The following is a 20,742-nucleotide window of genomic DNA, read 5'->3' on the forward strand; positions in this document are numbered from 1 at the left end:
CTTTTGTGGGGTCGGCTCGACGTGCTGGCAATGGGACGCGATCGACGCAAAGAGATCAAGCGTCACATCTCAGAGGTGAAGCTCGATGAGCTTCTCCGCGACGCCGAAGACAAGCACAGAATTCGGCGTCTAGGGTTCGTGAAGAATCTCTACCAAGGCGACAAGATTGCGGAAGCTGCCGACCGAGAAGCACGGTCGGCAGCGACCGGCGGCCGGTGGGCGGATGCGTGGAACGAAGGCGGACTCGAAGCGTTGATGCCGAGTTTCGGGGGCGGTCGGCCCCCGAAACTCGACGAGGACGAACAGGATGAGCTGCTCGAACTGCTCCAAGAGGGTCAACCATGGAAGTCACAGGAGATACAGCACCTTTTGGCCGAGGAGTTCGGTGTCGAGTACCACCCGGATTACCTCGGGAAGTTTCTCCGAGATCTTGGGTTATCGTACGCGAAACCACGACCAAAACGGCCGAGCCGACCGGAGAATCCCGAGGAGGTCCTCGACGAGCGCGTCGGCGACGCGCTCGACGAGACTGACGACGAACCCCATAACAAACAGGAAGGCGATGAGGAGGACGGATGGGTTGTCGACGACGATATCTGTACTGATGGCGGGACAGTCATCGGCTTTTTCGATGCGTCACAACCGCAGCCGTACGATAATTCGCGGCGAGTGTGGTACGTCGATGACCCGCACATAGAACGGCCGCTCGTCAAGACCGAAGATTCGGCGGTTGGGTTCTACGCGTTGAACGGAGAAAGTCTGGTTAGCTGGACTGAAACAGAGGAAAAAGAGAAGATTTGTAGCGTCTTGGAGAAGGTTCGCGAGCAGAATCCGGGGCAGCGGATTCTGCTCGTCTTGGACAAGCACGGATCACATATCTGTGAGTACACGCGCAAGCGTGCCCATCAACTCGGCATCGATCTAATCTTTCTCCCGTCAGGATCACCGCATCTCAACCCAATCGAGCAAGTTTGGAAACAGTTGAAGTGGACGATGTCGCCGATTGTTGTCGGCGACGAGGATGAATTTCACGATCTCGTCAAAGACGTGTTTGAACAAGTGACGCAGCGAGTTAGCTACGCCAAGAAGTGGTGTGAGAAGTTCCTTAACTTTCAGAAGTTATCTTGACCATTATGACGCGAACCTCTTCGACTATCTCACCAGCCTCATCCATTACTGCCACCTGTGCGTACCGTTTGTGGACATCAATTCTGAGGTACATGGTTTGTTCACCCGGGACGCCAGTGCGTGAAGCAGAGAATCACCTATTCGGGCTTTCCCGGATGCCGCGCCGCGCGGCATCCGGGCTGTCACGCCCATGACTCGGCTTCTTTCGCACACGGACCAGTCAGCACGATGTGCTCGATGGCACGGAATAGAGGTCGGTCTCTTGCGCCCCATCTTGTTTCACGCTCGCATGGAGTAGCAGCGTTTCCATCAAGTCAGCATGACTTCTGAAACCTATCCTCGACAGAGGATTTCAATAAGACCAAATTGTTCACAAAAGCGCTATTGCTACTGACTCCATCTATCACCGGACATCTCTACCTGCCGGCTCTCTATGCCTGCAGTGTCATTAGATGAATGCTCGACATCATCATACATGTGTTTTACAATCACTACTTTTTTATTTTGATATACAATCTCGAAACTTTTATTTCTATTGAATGACTCAATATTAATATATTCATTATACAGATAAAGGTAATCCGGATTATACCCACTACTCTGGAGAAACGAAGAAAAGCAGCCTGCTGTTTGACAGCCCGATATTTCACTTTTCATTCGAAGTTGATTTGCGAATGCTTCGGGCCCTTCCCACTCGGCACCCCATGGAACAATGAGATTCGTTCGGTTCGCGAAATAGGGGAATTCTTCTTCTCTGAATTGAGTTATGAACGTAGCATTGGTTGACGTGGAATTACGCACCCACTCTACCGCCTCACTGTCAGCGTTACTGTAGGGCTCTTTCGGAAGATCTTCAGCACCTCCTATGCCTGCATATACTGCCGGTAGAAGCAGGAAGATTGCTGCAAAGACTGGGACAACTTGATGGAACTGTTCTTTCCCGAAGTACGTCATATCGATTTTAACCGAAATACTGTTCTGTTCGAAGTGCCGGGATAGATATTCGACAATCAAGATCGATACTGAGATTACGAGAATTGTGTACGTGAATCTCAGACGTCCGCCCAGCATCAATCCGACGCCAACAAACAGTACTACAAGTCCGTACCGTCGTTCGTGAGCCAAGACAGCGAGTGACCCAATACCCAGAACCCAGATTCCCCTCTCAATAATTCCCGAATCGGGTGGTGATAATAGACTGTTTACATGTCTGGTGAACGAGAGGAGTCCACCATGTGTCTGTGACGCTTGGAAAAATATGTCCGGCCCATGTGTAGTTACGACGTAAAGTAACCAAGGTGATGCAATGAGGAAGCCAGTAATTGCAATAGTCGCACCTATTTTGAATCCACTTCTAGACCGATCAATGCCTAACCAGAGTGATGCAGTTCCGACTCCTGCAAACACAGCATATGTCGGATGCGTGAGAACTGTTAGTCCGAAAACAACTCCTGCAGTGAGATAGTACCGACGTTCTGAAGATTTCAGCGCTCGTGTTGCAAGAGTGAGTGTTGTGAGAGACAGTACGAAGGCTAACCCTCGAACAAACCCCCCTTGACCGAGGTGAAGCAGGAATATTGGAGACGACACTGCGATTAGAACAGATGCGACACTGGCTGATCGTCCGTTCGAGAATTGGGTCGTTAAAAAATATGCGGTCACTGGTGTCCCGATAAAGTAAATAATTCGGAGATAGTAGGATGCGAAACGGTAACTGAGATTTGTAATGTCAGAAACAGCGGCCAGAGTGTAGAACGCCAGTGGTGGATATCCAAAAGGGATTCCGCCAGCGGTGAAATGATTGATTTGCTTTGGGATGAGGTAACCATTGTTAGATATCGCCTTTGCCATCGCCCAATACAGAGTTGGATATCTTCCTGTCTCGTGTGTTAGAGAGTAAACAAAAGCAATCAATACTGCTGAAATAATGCCCGGTAAAATCAATAACTGCCGCCGAGAACGTTTCATACCGCTCATTCGAGAGAGTCTAATATAAATAGTTCTCGCTTTGGTTTCTCGTGAGCATACACAATTCAGACATAATCATATGTCGAGTTTTACCACGAAATGAAGCTAGTTCCTTCTCAAGCTATCTCTCTGAGACGCTTGCACATCCCACATGGGGTTTTGTTCAATCGCTTGGCTTCGGATATTTCCACCTTCTTAAATTCTGTATTCTGGTCCCCCGCATTACAAATTGGTTGTCCTTTTTTGTCCATATCATGGTATGCGTATCCGCCGTTCGCTGATCCACTCGGAGTTATCAGAACATCCATACCGTCAGCACGGGTATCCTGTTCTGCTTGGTGTTGTCTCTCATCACTATTTGGACGACTGTCTGCAGGCATAGTTAACCCCTCAGTCTCCGGTAATATATTCTTAGCGATATAAGGCATTTCTTTCTATTGGCAATTTATTATATGATCGCTCGAAAAGAAATCTGATCAGACTCATCCCCAAACCGGTAGTTCAATCAGATATTTCATAATATCCCGTATAGTTATCTTGGCGACACAGCCCTGATGTGTGGGTTCTATAGACGAGATCGTCACCAGAGTCCAAATCACTCTCCTGATTTGTCATATATCCGGCTACATATATACCATCAATATCAGCCGCGTATCTCCTCTGTTCCTTTGAATTATAAAATTCTATTGCCCATTTTGCACGAGCACTTTGGCCGATGACCCAAACTTCGCTGCTGGTATTAGCCGCTTGACGAAGCCGTGGTTCATTTCGTTCGATGTATCTGACCGCATAGTCCTCACGGTCGCTATAAAAAGTAACTTCGTTGGGTGTTGTCACCGTGTCTGTAAAAACTGTGGCCCCTTCAGCCGCGTGGGAATCAAGATAAGTAACACCACTTTTCCAATCTGGTGTCGCCACCGAGGAGACCGATCCGACAGATGTCGTCACCATTGCGGCAACAAGAAGGACCACCGCGATTCCCCGAATCGAGGGGCGGTCGAAACGGGCGATTCCGATGCCCAGTCCCAAAGCCACGGCAGCGGCTACACCAATAAAAAACCGCTGACTTGTAAAGTTCCGCATCACTATGGACACGCCGAAGAGAGTCACGACCGTCGTCGTAAGCCAAAGAATCGGAAGCCAGGTACTAAGGTCTATTCGTAGCTGCCAACTATCGAAGAGCAATAGGATACCTGAAACTATAATAATAAGGAACACGACGACTGTGGTAAAATCTCCTAAAAGGGCCAAGGATCCGGTTGCAGTGACGTAGGCACTGTGTCCCACCCAACTGTTGAGGAGAACCTCAAACTGTAGTATGCTTGGTGGTGGTGAAGGGCCAGCTCCGCCACCCATCTGTGTCCGTATATAGAGTGCGGCAGCAATCGGGACTGTCCCCAGAATCAACACACAGCCTAGCAATCCCCATTGATGTAACTTTTCATCAGATGGCGCTTCGATATACCCGAGTAGACCAGCAGCGACGATTAAAGCTTGCGCCATGATTACGAATCCACCGAACACCATTGTGTGTAACGCCCCGAGGCTCGCAACGACGTAAGCTGCCGCCCTCGATGATGCCCAACCCTGCCGGTACAGTTGTACAAAACAAAGCATTGAGAGCGTACCGAACGCAGCTAGTTGGGAGTACATTCGAGTGATTTGGGAGAAGGTGACGAGAATAGGCATGACGGCTGCCAACACACCGCTTATCAGACCTGCCTGACGCCCTTCTAGTTCCTTACCCAGTAGATAGACCATCGGTGGTACCACTACACCTGCGAGAAGTGATGGGAGGCGTACTGAGATCTCAGATGTACCAAACAGGAGTCGACTGACTGCCAACACGATGTAGTACAGTGGTGGATGCGGCTCGTTCCAGGGATGGGTTAGTAGGGAAATGAGATGGCGTGGCGTAGAGTAGTACACAGACCAGATAGGATCCCACGTGACAGAACCAAGTGTAAAATTGTGTAGCCTAAGTGGGAGTCCGAGCAAGAAGACTGCCACCAAATCACGTTGAGTAGACATCTATCTATACAGAATTTCTGGAGTCTAAAATAACTCCGCATTGTTGTTCTTAGTACGGGAAAATCCAAAAACTGTCTATGTTATAATGACACCGGGAATCGTTTTCAGGAGGGCTGTTGCGATAGAGACCGCCTCGAACACACCGAGACGGGGGATGCAGTGTATGGGGCCACGATATAATTCTCTAATCGAGTTTCCGTAGACAATAGGTTCGATAGTACCTGCCAGCCACGAAGCAGAGTTTAAATTATTCATATGTTGTTGATGTATCTAATGAGGGTAAAAACTGGGTTGGAATAGATGATACAAACACCTCTTCTGCAGAGAGCCCTACCGGTTGGTTCCACAGAGAGTGGATTTCAACAGAGTCATTCTAATCGGAAACGTCTATAGCAGATGGCCCTTGGCGGATATTGTAGGCATTCTTACCATTCCTGCACTCAAATGGAAAGAAAAATGACGTGCCCTCCGAGAAATACGGCCAGTAAGATGGACCTACACCACGAACTTTCCGACCGCCCTGTGTTCGTTACGGGTGCGGACGGTTTCGTCGGCTCGCATCTTGTTGATACGCTTGTTGAATACGATGCGAACGTGCATACTTTCGTTCGGGCCACCTCCAGTGGCGAACTGAACAATATCCGACACCAGCGGGAGAACATTACTGTTCACCGCGGCGACCTTCGGGACAAACACTCGGTTGACCAGGCGCTTTCGACCTTCGAGGGGTACGACGACACGCTCATTTTCCACCTCGGGGCACAGGCCCACGTTGGTGAGTCATGGGACCGGCCCTACGAGACGGTTGACACCAACGTCTCCGGGACACTAAATCTGTTGCAGTCGGTCGTCGATCTCGACCTAGACATCGCGAAGTTCGACACTGCCGGGACCAGCGAGGAGTACGGCAATGTGAAAGAGGAGATGGCCGAAAAACACGAGTTTGAGGACGACGGCCGTGTCCTCCTGAGCGAGCGCTCGCCTGTCAATCCGACGAGCGTCTACGCAACCTCCAAGCTCGCAGCCGACTTCCTCACGATGAACTACAACGACGCCTACGGGTTACCGACAGTCACGACACGAATGTTCAACAACTACGGCCCCCGTCAGAACCCACGCTACATTACGGGAACCATCATCACGCAGGCTCTGGAACGAGATATCGTCGAACTCGGGAACCTTCAGCCAAAGCGGGATATGTGCTACGTCAGCGACGGTGTCCGCGGGCACCTCCATGTGGCACTGGGGGGTAACCCTGGCGAGCAGTACGTCTACGGGTACGGCGAGAACATCTCTATGCGCGAGTGGACCGAGACAATCCTGGGGGTTGGGAGCGAACACAGCTACTGGGACAACCCAGAAATCGTCCAGGACGACGACCGGTTCAGGCCCGGTGACAGTGACGTCGAGGAACTGCTCGTCGGTCACGAGAAACTCACCGAAGCGACTGGCTGGGAACCACAGGTCTCTTGGCGTGAGGGTGTCCATCAGACCATCGATTGGTACGCTAACAACAAACCGGCGTGGTATGGCCGGGTGGACTGGCGATGAGTGGATACTGGGACGGACGGACCGTGATGGTCACTGGTGGCGCCGGGTTCCTTGGCAGTCATCTGATCGAGGAACTGCGGATGCGGTCGGACGACGTTGATGTGTTCGTCCCGCGGAGCGACGAGTACGACTTACGCGAGCGAGCAGACATCCGACGGTCCTTCACTGAGTCCGGCGCCGATGTCGTCCTCCATCTGGCCGCGACGGTCGGCGGTATCGGAGCCAACCGTGAGAACCCGGGACGGTACTTTTACGACAACGCCGTCATGGGAATTGAACTTCTGGAGATGGCTCGTCAATTCGATATAGACAAGTTTACCATCCTCGGAACAATTTGCTCGTACCCAAAACACACCGATATCCCGTTCAGCGAGGACGACCTCTTTGATGGGTACCCGGAAGAGACGAACGCCCCCTACGGCATCGCGAAGAAGGCGCTGCTAACCCAATCGCGGGCCTACCGCAAGCAGTACGACTTCAACAGTATCTATCTGATGCCGGTGAATCTCTACGGACCGCGTGATGACTTTGACCTCCACTCTGCCCACGTTATTCCGGCCATCATCAGGAAATGTATTGAGGCTCGCGAGCGCGGTGATGACAGCATCACGGCTTGGGGGACTGGTGAACCCACCCGCGAGTTCCTCTACGTGGAGGATGCGACCCGCGGTATCCTTGACGCCACGGAGCGGTACAGCCGGAGTGACCCGGTCAACCTTGGCAGTGGTGCCGAGATCAGCATCCGCGACCTCGTCGAACTCATCGCGGACCTGACCGATTTCGACGGTGATATTGACTGGGACACCTCGAAGCCCGACGGTCAGCCGCGCCGACGGCTCGACACCGCCCGTGCGAAAGACTACTTCGACTGGGAGGCACAGACGGCGTTCGAAGAAGGCCTTCGACAGACTATTGAGTGGTACGAGAGCGCCCGCGGGGAGCACCCGACTGGAGGTCCACAGACCGATGGGTAGCGACGACAGAGGTTTCGAAGACGAGGGGAAACCGGACGGACTCGCCGGTCCCGGGAACATCCCTGACGAGGAGTGGAAGACTATCGTCCAGTCGGTGCCTCTCGTCTCGGTCGACCTCGTAGTCCGGACCGGCGAGGGAATCGTTCTCTTGAAGCGAACGAACGAACCGGCCAAGGGCGAGTGGTTCGTCCCCGGCGGTCGGGTTCGGAAGGGCGAACGACTCCGGGAGGCCGTCCACCGTGTCGCACGGACGGAATTGGGTGTAGACGTGACTATAGAGTCGCTAGTTGTCCACTCTGATTCAACTGACCAATAGCTGACGCGTTGTAGGAGTGAAGCGGATGAATCAGATTACTGATTCACCCGCTGTCCGGATACACTCGTGATGAACGTCCCCTTGCTCAAGGAAGTTCTCACAGATCCGGACGAGTTCATTTCGAACGCCCAGTTGAAATCTCTTGCTCTGGAGGTGCTTGAGCTGGTACCGATGCCAGGAATCGAGGGCTCGCCCTCGATTCCGGCGATATCATGGAAGTTATTCTGCGAGCAGCTGTTGGGACAACATCGGTCAACGGCGTCACGACCAACACAGAGGAGACACCCAACAGAGAACCCGTCATGAATTGGCTTCATACGCTCGCCAAAGAGCCAATGCTAGACGCTATCAACGATATTCTCGCTTTGCTGGCGGTGTCGGTTCTCGACCGGTCGCGGTCGAGAACCGTCTGCATCGACTTCATGGACAACCCGTTCCATGGGACACCGGAGAGCGACGACGAGATCCGCCGGATGGCTGCTCGGGACGGGACAACGCAGTGTCATCGGTACTGTACGGCGTTCGTGATCGCGCAGGGAAAGCCACTGACACTGGCGGTTGAACCGGTCGATGGTGAGGACAGCAAGGCCGACGCGGTCGAGCGCGTGCTCGCCCGCGTCGCGGTGTATCCGTTCGACGTTGACCAGCTTCTTATGGATCGCGCAGCCTACGTCGGCGAGGTGATCGGCGTGCTTCGGGCGGTTGCGCCGCCAGTCTTCCCGGTCAAGACAGGGAAGGCGTCGCTGCGGGAGAAACTCGCAGCGACGGCGTCGTACATGACTGAAGAGACGATCTGTGAAGACAAAGAGCACGAGCAGACGTTTCCGCTGGCGGTGAGCGTCACCTACCAGAACGGTGATCGTGGGAAGTCTGGTGTGAAAACAACGGGGTACGCGGCGTACGGTCTGGAAGACCGCACGCCGCAGCAAGTCGCAACAATCTACGACAAGCGCTCACAGATCGAGAAGAGTTACGAGAAGTTCCGTGAGGCACGAGCCTTGACAACAACGTCATCGACGACAATTCGGCTCTTCTACGTGGGTGTTGGCTTCCTGATAGAGCAGTTGTGGCTGGTGGTGCAGTGGGCAGTGCTCGCCCGGCCACGGCGTGGCGGGCGAGCACTCCCTGTAGAGTTCACGTTCAGTGATGCGTTTCTCCATGGGATCGAACGGGTGTTGGACGACGAGCTGGGCTGGAAGAACAAGCATCGGACGAACGGGAAAGGACTGCCACCAGGATACGAGCACGGACTCGGCTGAGCCGCCTCGCTTCGGTCGAAGCGAGGCTGGCGAGGAGCAACAGCTGTCTTCTGAGAGCGGTTTGAGCGACGGTCACAGCGGAAAGTAGCCAGATCTTTGACTCTTCTCCCAGTCTCCGTAGTGCCAAAAATGTACTCCGCCTCGTTTCGGCGTTCTCACCGTGTCAGACCAGCTTCTTGTTGCCGCCGCTATTGAGAGAGTGGACAACTAGCGAGAATAAACGATACACGCTGGCGGTGCGCCGTCTCGTCGACGGAGACACCGCCAGCAGTGTCCTCGCTGAGTTTCTTGGCCTCGTTGACGGCCTTGACCTCAGCGTCAAGGCCGTCTATCTTGACCGGGAATTCTACGATAGCAAGTGTCTCACGCTCCTTCACGCTCACAACTACGCATATGTGATGCCGATCGTCCGATGGGGAAAGACGATCAAGCAGGAACTCTCGGAAAGGTGGAGTCGAGTCCTTCAACATGAGCTGACAGGGAAACTCGACGGTCACAGCTGGACCGTCAAGTTTGCCGTCTACATCGACTGTACCTATCAAGACGGACGATACGACGAACACGGAGTGGCACGTCACGGCTACGCCGCTGACGCGCCGTTTATCGAGACACCACGAGATGCGCGATACCACTACGCGAAACGCTTCGGTATCGAGGCCAGCTACCGGCTCTCCGAACAAAGCATTGCGACGACTACAACGCAGAATCCGGTCGTACGGCTGCTGTACGTCGTGGTGAGTCTACTCTTACAGAATGTTTGGCGGTACCTCCATTGGGAGTATGTGGCGACGCCCCGCCGTGGCGGGCGTCGCCTCTGGACATGGTCGTTCGAGGAGTTCATCAACATGCTGTGTCGGGCAGCGTGGACGGCTCTCGCGGTGTGTCGAGCCGTCCCCGCAAATCGCCTACCTGACGACCGGTTCTACCGCTAATCACTGACCGAGCACACCTCTTCGGGAGTGGCAACGCTGTCTCGTCAGCGGTTGATCGCCGCCGACAGCGACAGCTCCGGCCTCACTCAACAGATCCCAACCGCGACTGATGGCTCCTCAGGCCAGAAGGGCAGGCTAAGATCGGATCAACTGGCGACGCTTTGTGAGGTACTGATGCTTGACCGGGAAGAAGTGTACGAGCCGCCTGGTGTGAGTACGTAGACGAGGGAACCGAGGGCCGCCGGGCGGGCGGCCCTCAGCTGCCGGCCGAGACCCTCCGTGAGCCACTGCTCTCGCCCGACAGCTACCGCACCGCGAGGAGATACTGACCGCCTGTCGCCTGTGGGTACAGTAAATCCCGGGACGGGACAATCATTTTATCGCCAGCGATTGTTTGTTTGGCCAGCAGTGTTTCCATAGGTGACTAGAGTGAGCATATTCACTATGGAATAAGATCGTGAGATGTAATTGATCGGGTAGACGCGTGGTGGCACCCTTTGGGAAAAGAATTAACCGATTCTCGTTAGAGTACCTGCTGTGAACAGCCGACGCAACCTCTATGTAGCTGCGTTTGCCAGCGCGTCATTATCGTATATTTTCAACGTCCTCACTTTTACAGGGGCATTCGATGTATTCTGGTGATTCGTGTTTGCCGTTGTCTTTCTCGGGCACACATATGGGTTCGAGAAGTTAATCGGTTGGCAGACTGGCTAGGGGTGTATCAACCCGCTTGTGACCGTGAGTTGTCTCCCTGTTTCACCAACCGGTTCCTTGTCGCTCTTTACTGCATACGTGCTCTGTATTCAGCAAACCATTCTTATCAGGGGGGTGAGGTTTCAACAGAGCCAAAATTTCTACTTCCGTACTATCGCGACTGACTACACCTCAGCTTGTACTGATTGGATATATTGGATTTAAATAGATGCGGTGGCATTGACACGTGTACCACCCGCTGTCCAGACTAGCCAAAAAAGGTCGCCAAAAGACTCCGAACAGCTCGATGTCAAATCTCTCGGCATGTCTGAAGGCCCGTCAGGTAACAACACGCGCGTCAACGGACCACACGTCATGCTCCAGTGTCGCGACCGGACGCTGTCGGCGAACTCGGTCCTACGGACCACTGCGGTTTTTTCCCGGGCGTCGTAATCGGTGACGACTGGCTAAGCGGAGCGCTCGCCAGAGACGTTAACGATGAGGAGTTGTATTTCCATCTGAATTCTAGTCCCAGCACCCAGTAGGATCTCCATACCGGCAGCCACACTTCTGGCTAAACATCCACGGGGTACTGCCGTGCGAAGGGACGACATGGCCTGACGCAACAACAACCTTCTTATTGAATTAACGAAATCATAAGATAAGCTCGATTCCATCGAGAGTACTGTTATCCAACTATGTCAACTAGTTACCAAGATTCTGCACAGACTGCTGACACAGAACTCCACTCGCCGGGGTCGCTTTTGGGCGCAGACTCAACGGTGACGCCAACTGTGAGCGTCGTCATGCCAACGATGAACGAAGAAGAGGGCATCCGCGAATGTATCCAACGGGCCAAAAACGCCATCGAAGCTATAGACGTGACCGGCGAGGTTATCATCAGCGACGCCTCTGAGGACCAGACACCCGATATCGCCCGGGAAATGGGGGCCACCGTCGTCGAACCTGACAAACCAGGGTACGGCTACGCCTATCGGTACGCCTTCGAACAAGCCCGCGGCGACTATCTCGTGATGGGTGACGCCGACACAACGTACGACTTCGAGGAACTGCCGAAGCTTCTGGCGCTCGTAAGAGAAGAGGGGGCTGACATCGCGATGGGGAGTCGACTGGAGGGGACGATCAAGCCCGAGGCGATGCCGAAACTACACCAGTACGTCGGCAATCCGCTTCTGACGAAGTTCCTCAACGTGTTCTACGATGCGGACGTCTCGGACGCACACTCCGGCTTTAGGGTGTTCACCCGCGAGGCACTCACCACGCTGGACTTGGACACGGATGGAATGGAATTTGCTAGCGAGATGATTATGGACGCTGCCTCAAAAAACCTCGTCATTAAGGAAGTCCCCATCACCTACCACCCGCGGGAGGGCGAGGCGAAACTGGAAAGTTTTCACGACGGCTGGCGCCACGTGAAGTTCATGCTAGTCAATGCACCCGGCTACCTCTTCTCGGTTCCGGGGATGGTGATAGGCATCCTCGGCGCGCTCATAATGGGGCTGGCCTACGCTGGCGTCAGCCTGTTTGGCCAGACCTTTGGAATTCACTCGCTCATCGCCGGGAGCCTGCTGACGCTGCTGGGGTATCAAGTCGGGAGCTTCGGCCTACTCTCGGCGACGGCTGGTGACCCCATACGTCGACCGGACGATACCCTAACGGAGTGGGCTGAGCGATACTTTACGCTCGAGCGTGGCGTGACCTTTGGGGCCGGACTGTTCCTTGTCGGGTCAACCATGGCTGGCATCCTCATCTGGCAATGGTTCCAGAGCAGATTCACCGACCTTCCGCTAGTCTCGGCAGATATCGTCGCTTTCACCATGATAGTACTAGGTATTCAGACAATCTTTGGGTCTTTTTTTATGTATATTCTCTCTGATACCTGAATGTCATGGGCACTGTCTAGTTCTGCACCTCCTCGACCGGCGTCTTTCCGTCGACCGGTTGGTGCGGTCGCTGACGGTTGTAGTAATGCATGAGCTGTTCAAGCCACTCGCGGACGCTCGTCCGACTGCCCATCCACGAATTATGGAAGCAGTTGACCCGCATCTTGAGGGTATGAACCCACTTCTCGATCAGGTTTCGGTCGGTGTAGTTGACCCGACCGCTCAACCCGAGTCGTGAGAGGGCAGTCCGATAGCCGAATTGATCGACGAGAAACTCAGCGTCCGAGGGATCGTGTTTCTCGCGGAGACGATGCAGAAACGCAGCCCTGCTAGCTGAGTACGCATTCGAAAATCATTCGAGAGTGGAAGTTGAATCCCACGATATTGTAGGGTCAAGATCCTAGCTCTGGAACTATGAATACATGCACTACTGAAAGGACGGAATGAGCGAATCAGAGATGGGGTGCTTCAGATGAAACACCTATTCGGACATCGAATAGTTTCCACTGATCAAAGTTGAAACTTCATCATCAGTTAATGCCTCATTATATATGCGGACGCTATCGATACGACCATTGAAGAATCGACGATTCCTGCTGTTACTACCGATTGTGCTGGACCGACCATTGTCTCTCACTACGCCGCGAGCAGCAGTCTGACTACGTCTGTCACCGTCAACGTACAGCGAAAGTCGCTGACCATCATACGTCAGACAAACATGTGCCCATTCCCCTATATTCTGAGGGCTTTGGGTGGTTACCCGGGTACCGGTAGTTCCGTTGTGGAAGTACCCTGACCACTGATCCACATCACCATTCCAGTATAGCATTACCTCGTAATGACCAAGATGGACAATGTCCCCTTTATCCTCCATATTGGTCGGCCGGGCCCACGAACAAATTGTAAATTCGTCAGCACCGGTTAGGTCAACTCGCTCCGATCGTAGTGAAACGGAGTTACCGTCAGTAGCATCAAATCGGAGTGCTGAACCGGTGACACCAGTGGTCCAAGAGGCTCCGTCGATAGTCCCTGCAGTATTGTCAACAGAATTGACTGTTGTGTCACCAGTGCCTTCATCGAGGGGATAGTGTGCGAGATAACGCCCGGTGATAAGTCCGTCTGTTGCCGCTTTATTAGATACCGTGACGCGACTATCGCCAATAACGTACTCGCCAGCGTAGGGGACAGTAATTCCGTAGTCTCCATAGCGATTTGTCTTGACCTGCCGTCGGTACTCGATCGAATCACTCGAAAAGGTTGTGCTCGTCTGCACAGTCAGTGTCGTGTTTGCTGGCCCAGTACCGGTAATCCGACTGCCGGGGACGTACGCGAACACTTTCTGACCGGTCGACCTCCCGCGATGGATAAGACGGAACCGCGAGAGGCCAGCTACGCCGTCAGCACGACTCCCGTTGTGGTCCTGCAGTCGCCGATAGACTGCATCGTTCGCCGAGATGGGCGTGTCTGATGCTATGACGACGTAGCCCGTACCATGGCTGTCCAGACGGTCGGTGACGCGCGCAATTTCTGCTTCAGTCCGGGCAGTAAGCAGGTCCCGATAGTTCTGTCGGGCGAACTCATAGCTCTCGTATTCCCCATCAACAAAGTAGTTATAAATTCGGTTTCGGCCCCACGAACTCAGCACGTAGTTCTCGGGATACGTCTGATTACGCTCGTCTGCGTAGTTCTCGATCCAAGTGGCAGTTTGGTAGGTGTCATCCTCGATAGCTATTTGTGATTGCTTGACCCCGGTCTGTATCACGCCGAGACTAGAAACGAGTAGGAACAAAACGACGAGAGCGGACAGAGTATGAATATCCGGAATCGGGAGTGAGGACCGCCGAGCGCTGTCACTCTCCGCATCCCAAGATATTTGGTCCCCAACATCACCTGAAAAAATCTTCGGACAGTCAGCAATGTCAACGACGCTGGCCAGATGCACGAAACCGATGCCGCCAAATACCGCAGTAAACAGCGAGAGTTGGCCTGCAAACCGTAGCTGGACCGCGGCCAGCAACACGAAGTACACCCCAAATATTGATGTCGCGACCCAGTCGGCCCGTTTCTGCTCTCGGCCATGCCAGACGCCCCAAAAGAAGTACGGCACCGCGAGAAACAGTATGAAGCCGAAAAGGAAAATTGGCGTGACGAAACCCTGACTGGCGTCAAAAAGTGACGCCGTCTCAGCGATATTGCTCTGGCCAGTACGGGTGAAGTATGCGATTCCTTCGTCAAGCGCTGCTGCGAAAGAGGGAATAGTGTTGAAGACAACTGTTGAGCCCACAGTTCCAATCCCGATTTGTGCCCCACCAACAGCTCGGGGAGATAGGTCGAGACGAATAGCGAGTTCACCGAACCCGACGACCCCGATCCCGCCAGCTAGCAGGAATGCTGGTGCGTACGCTCTGAACACCGGTGCCCAGCCGAAGGCAAGGTGCAGCAATGCTGAGAGAAGCGCACCCAGAGCGAGGCCGAGGAGGAGGGGTCCGTGTGCCGCGGTCGGCGACGTATCGTGTTCGGCGTCCAAGACGAGCTGTATCACCAGATACAGTCCAATAGGGATGCTCATTAGTGGCCCGGCACGCCATGCGTGCGTTTGGCCGGAAATTGCGACGCCGAGTAGGGCGACCGCGGCTAGACCCCGAGGAGTAAGGCCAGCCAAGACGCGTCCGTCGAGATCAGAGCTTGTCTCTGTATCATTAAGCCACGATAGGCGAAGTCGTTCCCGTGCGAGGATAACGACAGCCAGGATAACAAGGGTCAGCCAGACGTAATCCGCTGCGTGGTGGTCGCCGAATCCGAGTGCTGTTCGGTAGGCGTGGGCTGGCGTGACAGCGAGCAAAAGAACTGCAGAGAGTCCGATACGTCGGTCATCGGTGAGCCAAACCGCAAGCAGGTAACAACCGAACGCGGTCACAACACCGGCGAGGACGGGATACCACGTGAGTACTATCCCAACCACGTCGGGTGTTCCGCCCAGGGTTTCACTGAGCCACCAGACTGCTACGATGGTCAACGTGTCGTGTGTCGGTATTCTTCGGGAGATTTCGTCAAGTGAACTGAGATCAAGGATGCCGAGATCGCTCGCGACTAGTTGTTCACCCCAGTATCGGTACAGATAAGGGTCGTTCCCAGCGAGGACGATGTCGCCGTTTCGGAACACGAACCCCCACATAATCACGGTCCTGGCCAGCGCGACCACGAGAAGGACGGCGGCCAGCACGCCGACGGAACGATAGTCGAACGAGTATGACTCGAGCGAGCCCGAAATGCCAGAGAATGAGATTCTGGACTCTGTGGTGGTTTGTGGCGAAATATTCTCAGATCTCGTCGAGCCGTTGGTTCGCTGGGCAAGTGCCTGTTGTACTGCCTCCCTGTCGGCGATTCGGTAGCCGTCGTTTGCCTTTTGTACGATGTCGGCCGCGACTACTTCACCGAACTGACCGGAGTCCAGTGGAACATCGTCAAATTCGAACGGACCGTCGGCGTCGACATCGAGAACCTCGCTGAGAGCGTCAGTAAGTTCTGGTGAATCCGCGAGGAGGTCCAGAGTCGCCTCGCGTACGTCAGTCATAGTTCGACAAATCAGTCACAGCGATATAAATCCATCCGAGACAGGACGATTCATAGACAATAGAACGATTCGGCCACGCGGCTATCAGCGGAGACTAAAGTTTGCTTATTTAGACTAGTAGTAAACAGATTGCAGAAGGAGAGAAAGCATTTGTAACCGGACGAGAGACCACGTACACATGAAAGCTGTTGTACTCGCCGCCGGTGAAGGGACCCGCCTCCGACCCCTCACAACAGATAAACCGAAAGGGATGGTCGAAGTCGCAGGCAAACCCATCCTCACGCACTGTTTCGAGCAACTGATAGAACTCGGTGCCGACGAACTGCTCGTCGTCGTCGGGTACAAGAAACAGGCCATCATCAACCACTACGAAGACGAGTTCGAGGGCATCCCCATCACCTACACCCACCAGCGCGAACAGAAGGGGCTCGCGCACGCCCTCCTCACCGTCGAGGAACACGTCGACGACGACTTCATGCTGATGCTCGGGGACAACATCTTCGATGCGAACCTCCAGGACGTCGTCAACCGACAACGCGAGGACCGGGCTGACGCCGCCTTCCTCGTCGAGGAAGTCCCCTGGGAGGAAGCGGGCAGGTACGGCGTCTGTGACACCAACAAGTACGGCGAGATAACAGAGGTCATCGAAAAGCCCGAGGACCCACCCTCCAATCTCGTGATGACCGGCTTCTACACGTTCACGCCGGCTATCTTCCACGCCTGCCACCTCGTCCAGCCCTCGAACCGCGACGAGTACGAGATAAGTGACGCTATTGACCTGCTCCTCCATTCCGGTCGGACTATCGACGCCATCCGCATGGACGGCTGGCGTAACGACATCGGCTACCCCGAGGACCGCGACGAGGCCGAAGAACGGTTGCAGGGTGAGATTAATCCCGAACTCGCCGCCGAGAACATCGCCGCGAGCGAGTGAGCAGACGAAGAGCGGCCTGACGACACTATGCCAATCGACGAGGCCGGGATTCGCGAACGGTGTACGGACGCGGTGTTCGAGCGCGGCCAGAACTACCGTGCAGATGGTCAGATCGGACGCCTTACCCGGTTCGGGGAGATCTTCACCGCCGACGTGCAGGGCTCACGGTCCTACGACGTGACTGTCGACCTGTCCGTGACGCCGTTCGAGGTATCCTGTACGTGTCCGTACGATGGCCCAAGCATCTGCAAGCACGTCGTCGCCGTTCTGTTGGACGTCGCAGCCACCTAAGGACGAAGGTGAGCAGGTCGAACGCCTGCTGCAGGACGCCGATCCGGATGCACTCCGGTCGTTCTTACTCGGCGAACTCGTTCGGAATCACGACCTCCGCAATCGGTTTCGCGCACGGTTCGACGACGAGGGTCGCTCGGTCGAGGAGTATCGAGACGACATCGACCAGCTGTTCGACGAGTACACTGTCGAGTACCCGGTCGTCACAGAGGCTATCGACTTCTCGCACTTCTTCGAGCAAGCCGAGCAGTACCGCACACGCGACCGCTATTCCGAGGCTGCAACCATCTACCGCGCCGTCGCCGAAGGAGTCGAAACCAACGAAGACCGGATCGACGCCGCCTACGATTATTACGCCCGAACGTTCCAGACTGCACTGGACGGCTACGTCAAGTGTGTGCAAGCAGCCGATCTAGACGATGGCGAACGACAGGACGCGATTGCAGCCCTGTCCGAACGGGCTGGTGAGGCAATCGGGCCGTACGCTGAGCGGTATCAGGACGCGGTCGATACACTCGACAGTAATTAGGTCACGTATATGGTTCACAGACGCGTCGGATGTCCGCTTCGAAGACTATTGACTACCATAATTGGGGCAACTGGGACTAGCTGATGAACAGAGTGATTGCTCCACGACAGTAGACGCCAGCTAAAGTCAGAACACGGCTATTACTTTTGCACCCACCCCCGCGTTGGGATGATATGCCCGGGATAAGCGTGGTCGCTGGGAGATCTATCCCGGCGGACGACGACATCGAGACAGCTCACCGTCCCTCGCTCTACGACGACCGGTACACGTTCGATTCTTACGAGGTCGGCCACTGCAGCGTAGCGAGGGCCCTCTACCCCGAGTACCCGTTCAGGCGGGTCACGTTCGGGGACTGTACCGTGTTCGTCGAGGGCGTCGTCTACAACCGTGACGAGGAGACACTCCGTACCGAACTCGAGCGCCGATTCGTCGACGGTGAGGCCTCACCAGTGGATCCGACGTGGCTCCGGGATCTCGACGGCGAGTTCGTCTTTTACGCCCACGACGCCGCTGCAGGGACAGTGACTATCGTGCCCGACCTCTTGGGGCAACTCCCGCTGTTTTACGCCGTCCACACCGACTACGCGCTCGTCGGTCGCAACAAACCGATTCTGGCGCGTCTCGGGAACTGTGCGACGTTCGACCGGGTGGCGGTCGCCGAATACCTCCGTCTGGGCTACGCGCTGGCGGATCGGACTCTCTATGCCGACCTGCGACGGCTCCCGCAGGGACACCACATCCAGATCGATACGGATACTGGCGCGCAGGCTATCGAACAACACTACGAGTTCGATTTCGATGACGAGCGGAACGCCAACGCCACGGTTACGGAGAACGCCCGCGAATTCGCGCAGCGGTTTACGGACGCCTGTAGGCGTCGGGCTGACAGCGCTCCCGGTGCAAACGTGGTGTTGTTGAGTGGTGGATTGGACTCGCGAGCGATTCTTGGGGGCTTCGAGCGATGTGGGGTGTCCTACAGCGCCGCAACGCGTGACTTCGAACACGATTCGCGAGCAGATATCGCCCTCGCACGAGAGTTGACCGATGCCGTCGGTTCGAACTGGGACCGCTTGCCGACGCCCGGTCCAGACGGGGGCGATTTGCTGGCCCATCTGGATATGAGCGGTGGGGCGGATCCCTTCGGAATCGCACACATGCAACCGTTTCTCCGACAGATTAGAGCTGATCACGACGGTCCCGTCTGGACGTACACGGGCGATGGCGGTGACAAACTCGTCCCCGATATCTCACCCGTCGTCGATATCGAGACCATCGACGAACTCGTCTCGTACATCATGCAATCGGAGGAGACGTTCAGCGCCGAGGACGTCGAGGCGATGACTGGCGTCACCGAAGCCGAGGTGCGAGCGGACGTCCGCGAGACCGTTCGTAACTACCCGGAAACGTCGCTCTCGAAGCAGTTCGTCCATTACGAACTCTTCCAGCGAGCCTTCTCGTGGCTCTTCGAGGCGACCGATACGAACCGGAACCATTGCTGGACGACGTCGCCGTTTTACGCGCCCGATGTCGTCAACTATGCCATGTCCATTCCGGACGCCCAGAAACGGCGGTATCAGCTGTACGCGGCGGTGTTAAAGCAACTCTCGCCCGAGCTGGCGGCGGTGCCGAACGCGAACTTCGGTGCGCCGCCGGCCAGCGTCACCCACGAAGCGCGCGTCGCCCTCTACAACGTCTTGCAACGACATCCAGCGCTTTTCACCGTCGTCAAGCCGACGATCAAGTCACTGCTGGGGCTCAACGGCGAAACCGACCAAGCGACGTCGCCGTTCGTCGACTGCCTCCGTGACCAAGTCACTCGGAACCCGCGGTCGATCCTTGACCGAGAGGGGCTCGAACAGACGGTCCTCGACGACCCGGAGTCGTACACGCGGGAGGAACTCTGTCACGTCCTGACGCTCGCGTCGCTCATCAACTACCACAGGGACGTCCCCATACTGACCGAGTATCGGAGCAAAGAGTTCGTCTGACTGGGGTACTGCACTCGAGCTGAGCAGCCCGAGGCAATACGCAGCGTTGCACGAGGGGGTGGTCGGCGATGAAGCGAACGCAGTTGTCACCACGGTCCTCGGTAACACTCAGTGAGACATTCACTGCCTTTCGATACGCTGAAAATTGCGAGATCGACATGAACGGTCAGTCGGCTGGAACACTGACTGTTCGCACCCTCGACTCACGAGGATACAACCAGCAAAGCAGAGAATGTGGATATCACCGGTAGTGTCGATTGACCTCCTCCACGCCCTGAAGGACGTGGAATCCCACCATGGGATGTCGGCTTCGAGCGAAGCCTTCGAGGTTCCAACCCGCACTCGAAGGGAACCGGCGACACACCGGGGGAACTTTCGTTTCCTCCCTCGTAGGGCTGTGGCCCGGCCAATGAGGCCCCATCGGAATCCGTGTCATCGCCGCGCGAACCACCGCTGGTTCGCCGCCCCTTGTGGTTCGAGGCCGGCATCTCACCGATTCCGTAGCACTTCGTGCTACGTTGAGCCACACCAAATCGGTTGCGGTGGGACATCCAGACAGACGACCGTTCGTAGAAGGTGGCCGCTGTGTCCGCTCAACCTCCGCCTGAAGACGGAGGTATGCGCTCGCGTTCTCTATCAGGAACTGTACTCTTCGCCGACGCAGACCACA

General features: G+C 55.3%; 12 protein-coding genes and 4 pseudogenes. 11 read left to right on the forward strand and 5 right to left on the reverse strand.

The features are described 5' to 3' along the window. Positions 1 to 30: 30 nt before the first annotated feature. Positions 31 to 1,128, forward strand: coding sequence for an IS630 family transposase (locus G9465_RS00155; RefSeq protein ID WP_166966382.1), 1,098 nt, complete (start codon positions 31 to 33; stop codon positions 1,126 to 1,128). Positions 1,129 to 1,515: 387 nt separating this feature from the next. Here G9465_RS00155 and G9465_RS00160 read toward each other — a convergent pair whose 3' ends face one another. The 3 genes from G9465_RS00160 to G9465_RS00170 all read right to left on the reverse strand — a co-directional run bounded on the left by G9465_RS00160 (position 1,516) and on the right by G9465_RS00170 (position 5,127). Next, on the reverse strand, positions 1,516 to 3,096 hold the full coding sequence (locus G9465_RS00160; protein WP_166966385.1) for a glycosyltransferase family 39 protein: 1,581 nt from the start codon (positions 3,094 to 3,096) through the stop codon (positions 1,516 to 1,518). 116 nt (positions 3,097 to 3,212) lie between these two features. After that, a complete protein-coding gene (locus tag G9465_RS00165; protein ID WP_166966388.1) occupies positions 3,213 to 3,476 on the reverse strand; it encodes a hypothetical protein in 264 nt (87 codons plus the stop codon). Between the two features lie 121 nt (positions 3,477 to 3,597). Then, positions 3,598 to 5,127 carry a glycosyltransferase family 39 protein gene (locus G9465_RS00170; RefSeq protein WP_166966404.1) on the reverse strand — a complete coding sequence of 510 codons (1,530 nt, stop codon included), beginning with the start codon at positions 5,125 to 5,127 and terminating at the stop codon, positions 3,598 to 3,600. Positions 5,128 to 5,523: 396 nt separating this feature from the next. On the opposite strand from G9465_RS00170, the gene G9465_RS00175 reads away from it, so the two are divergent. From G9465_RS00175 to G9465_RS00200, 6 genes and pseudogenes are all read left to right on the forward strand, one after another. After that, complete coding sequence (locus tag G9465_RS00175) at positions 5,524 to 6,678, forward strand: GDP-mannose 4,6-dehydratase (RefSeq protein ID WP_227015649.1); 1,155 nt, start codon at positions 5,524 to 5,526, stop codon at positions 6,676 to 6,678. Then, on the forward strand, positions 6,675 to 7,652 hold the full coding sequence (locus tag G9465_RS00180) for a GDP-L-fucose synthase (protein ID WP_166966407.1): 978 nt from the start codon (positions 6,675 to 6,677) through the stop codon (positions 7,650 to 7,652). Before G9465_RS00175 ends, G9465_RS00180 begins: the two co-directional genes overlap by 4 nt. 58 nt (positions 7,653 to 7,710) lie before the next feature. Then, positions 7,711 to 7,932 (forward strand): annotated as a pseudogene (locus G9465_RS00185) (NUDIX domain-containing protein); the annotation flags it as partial. A 105-nt stretch (positions 7,933 to 8,037) separates the two neighbouring features. Next, a pseudogene (locus G9465_RS00190) lies at positions 8,038 to 9,227 on the forward strand (ISH3 family transposase). Positions 9,228 to 9,439: 212 nt separating this feature from the next. Beyond that, positions 9,440 to 10,159: pseudogene (locus tag G9465_RS00195) on the forward strand (ISH3 family transposase); the annotation flags it as partial. Positions 10,160 to 11,550: 1,391 nt separating this feature from the next. Next, entirely contained in the window at positions 11,551 to 12,756 is a 1,206-nt protein-coding gene (locus G9465_RS00200; protein WP_166966414.1) for a glycosyltransferase family 2 protein, read from the forward strand. Positions 12,757 to 12,772: 16 nt separating this feature from the next. Here the strand turns inward: G9465_RS00200 and G9465_RS00205 are convergent. Then, a pseudogene (locus G9465_RS00205) lies at positions 12,773 to 13,081 on the reverse strand (integrase core domain-containing protein); the annotation flags it as partial. Positions 13,082 to 13,237: 156 nt separating this feature from the next. After that, positions 13,238 to 16,330, reverse strand: a complete 3,093-nt coding sequence (locus tag G9465_RS00210; RefSeq protein WP_166966416.1) for a LamG-like jellyroll fold domain-containing protein — start codon at positions 16,328 to 16,330, stop codon at positions 13,238 to 13,240. A 178-nt stretch (positions 16,331 to 16,508) separates the two neighbouring features. Between G9465_RS00210 and aglF the strand changes: the two genes are divergently transcribed. From aglF to G9465_RS00225, 4 genes are all read left to right on the forward strand, one after another. Next, complete coding sequence (gene aglF / locus G9465_RS00215; protein WP_166966418.1) at positions 16,509 to 17,264, forward strand: UTP--glucose-1-phosphate uridylyltransferase AglF; 756 nt, start codon at positions 16,509 to 16,511, stop codon at positions 17,262 to 17,264. A gap of 27 nt (positions 17,265 to 17,291) precedes the next feature. Beyond that, positions 17,292 to 17,555, forward strand: a complete 264-nt coding sequence (locus G9465_RS25475) for an SWIM zinc finger family protein (RefSeq protein ID WP_227015651.1) — start codon at positions 17,292 to 17,294, stop codon at positions 17,553 to 17,555. Next, positions 17,497 to 18,084: a hypothetical protein gene (locus G9465_RS00220; protein WP_227015652.1), complete on the forward strand. Its 588-nt coding sequence runs from the start codon at positions 17,497 to 17,499 to the stop codon at positions 18,082 to 18,084. Before G9465_RS25475 ends, G9465_RS00220 begins: the two co-directional genes overlap by 59 nt. 173 nt (positions 18,085 to 18,257) lie before the next feature. Then, entirely contained in the window at positions 18,258 to 20,072 is a 1,815-nt protein-coding gene (locus tag G9465_RS00225; protein WP_166966421.1) for an asparagine synthase-related protein, read from the forward strand. The last annotated feature ends 670 nt before the right edge of the window (positions 20,073 to 20,742 follow it).

It is taken from the genome of Haloarcula sp. JP-L23, from assembly GCF_011602445.1.
In the GTDB taxonomy this organism is placed as follows: Archaea; Halobacteriota; Halobacteria; order Halobacteriales; family Haloarculaceae; genus Haloarcula; species Haloarcula pellucida.

What these genes read in the sequence shown, in the direction of transcription:
- G9465_RS00155 (WP_166966382.1), top strand. Translation starts at nt 31, where the DNA reads ATGGGACGCGATCGACGCAAAGAGATCAAGCGTCACATCTCAGAGGTG.
- G9465_RS00160 (WP_166966385.1), bottom strand. Translation starts at nt 3,096, where the DNA reads ATGAAACGTTCTCGGCGGCAGTTATTGATTTTACCGGGCATTATTTCA.
- G9465_RS00165 (WP_166966388.1), bottom strand. Translation starts at nt 3,476, where the DNA reads ATGCCTGCAGACAGTCGTCCAAATAGTGATGAGAGACAACACCAAGCA.
- G9465_RS00170 (WP_166966404.1), bottom strand. Translation starts at nt 5,127, where the DNA reads ATGTCTACTCAACGTGATTTGGTGGCAGTCTTCTTGCTCGGACTCCCA.
- G9465_RS00175 (WP_227015649.1), top strand. Translation starts at nt 5,524, where the DNA reads ATGGCCCTTGGCGGATATTGTAGGCATTCTTACCATTCCTGCACTCAA.
- G9465_RS00180 (WP_166966407.1), top strand. Translation starts at nt 6,675, where the DNA reads ATGAGTGGATACTGGGACGGACGGACCGTGATGGTCACTGGTGGCGCC.
- G9465_RS00200 (WP_166966414.1), top strand. Translation starts at nt 11,551, where the DNA reads ATGTCAACTAGTTACCAAGATTCTGCACAGACTGCTGACACAGAACTC.
- G9465_RS00210 (WP_166966416.1), bottom strand. Translation starts at nt 16,330, where the DNA reads ATGACTGACGTACGCGAGGCGACTCTGGACCTCCTCGCGGATTCACCA.
- aglF (WP_166966418.1), top strand. Translation starts at nt 16,509, where the DNA reads ATGAAAGCTGTTGTACTCGCCGCCGGTGAAGGGACCCGCCTCCGACCC.
- G9465_RS25475 (WP_227015651.1), top strand. Translation starts at nt 17,292, where the DNA reads ATGCCAATCGACGAGGCCGGGATTCGCGAACGGTGTACGGACGCGGTG.
- G9465_RS00220 (WP_227015652.1), top strand. Translation starts at nt 17,497, where the DNA reads ATGGCCCAAGCATCTGCAAGCACGTCGTCGCCGTTCTGTTGGACGTCG.
- G9465_RS00225 (WP_166966421.1), top strand. Translation starts at nt 18,258, where the DNA reads ATGCCCGGGATAAGCGTGGTCGCTGGGAGATCTATCCCGGCGGACGAC.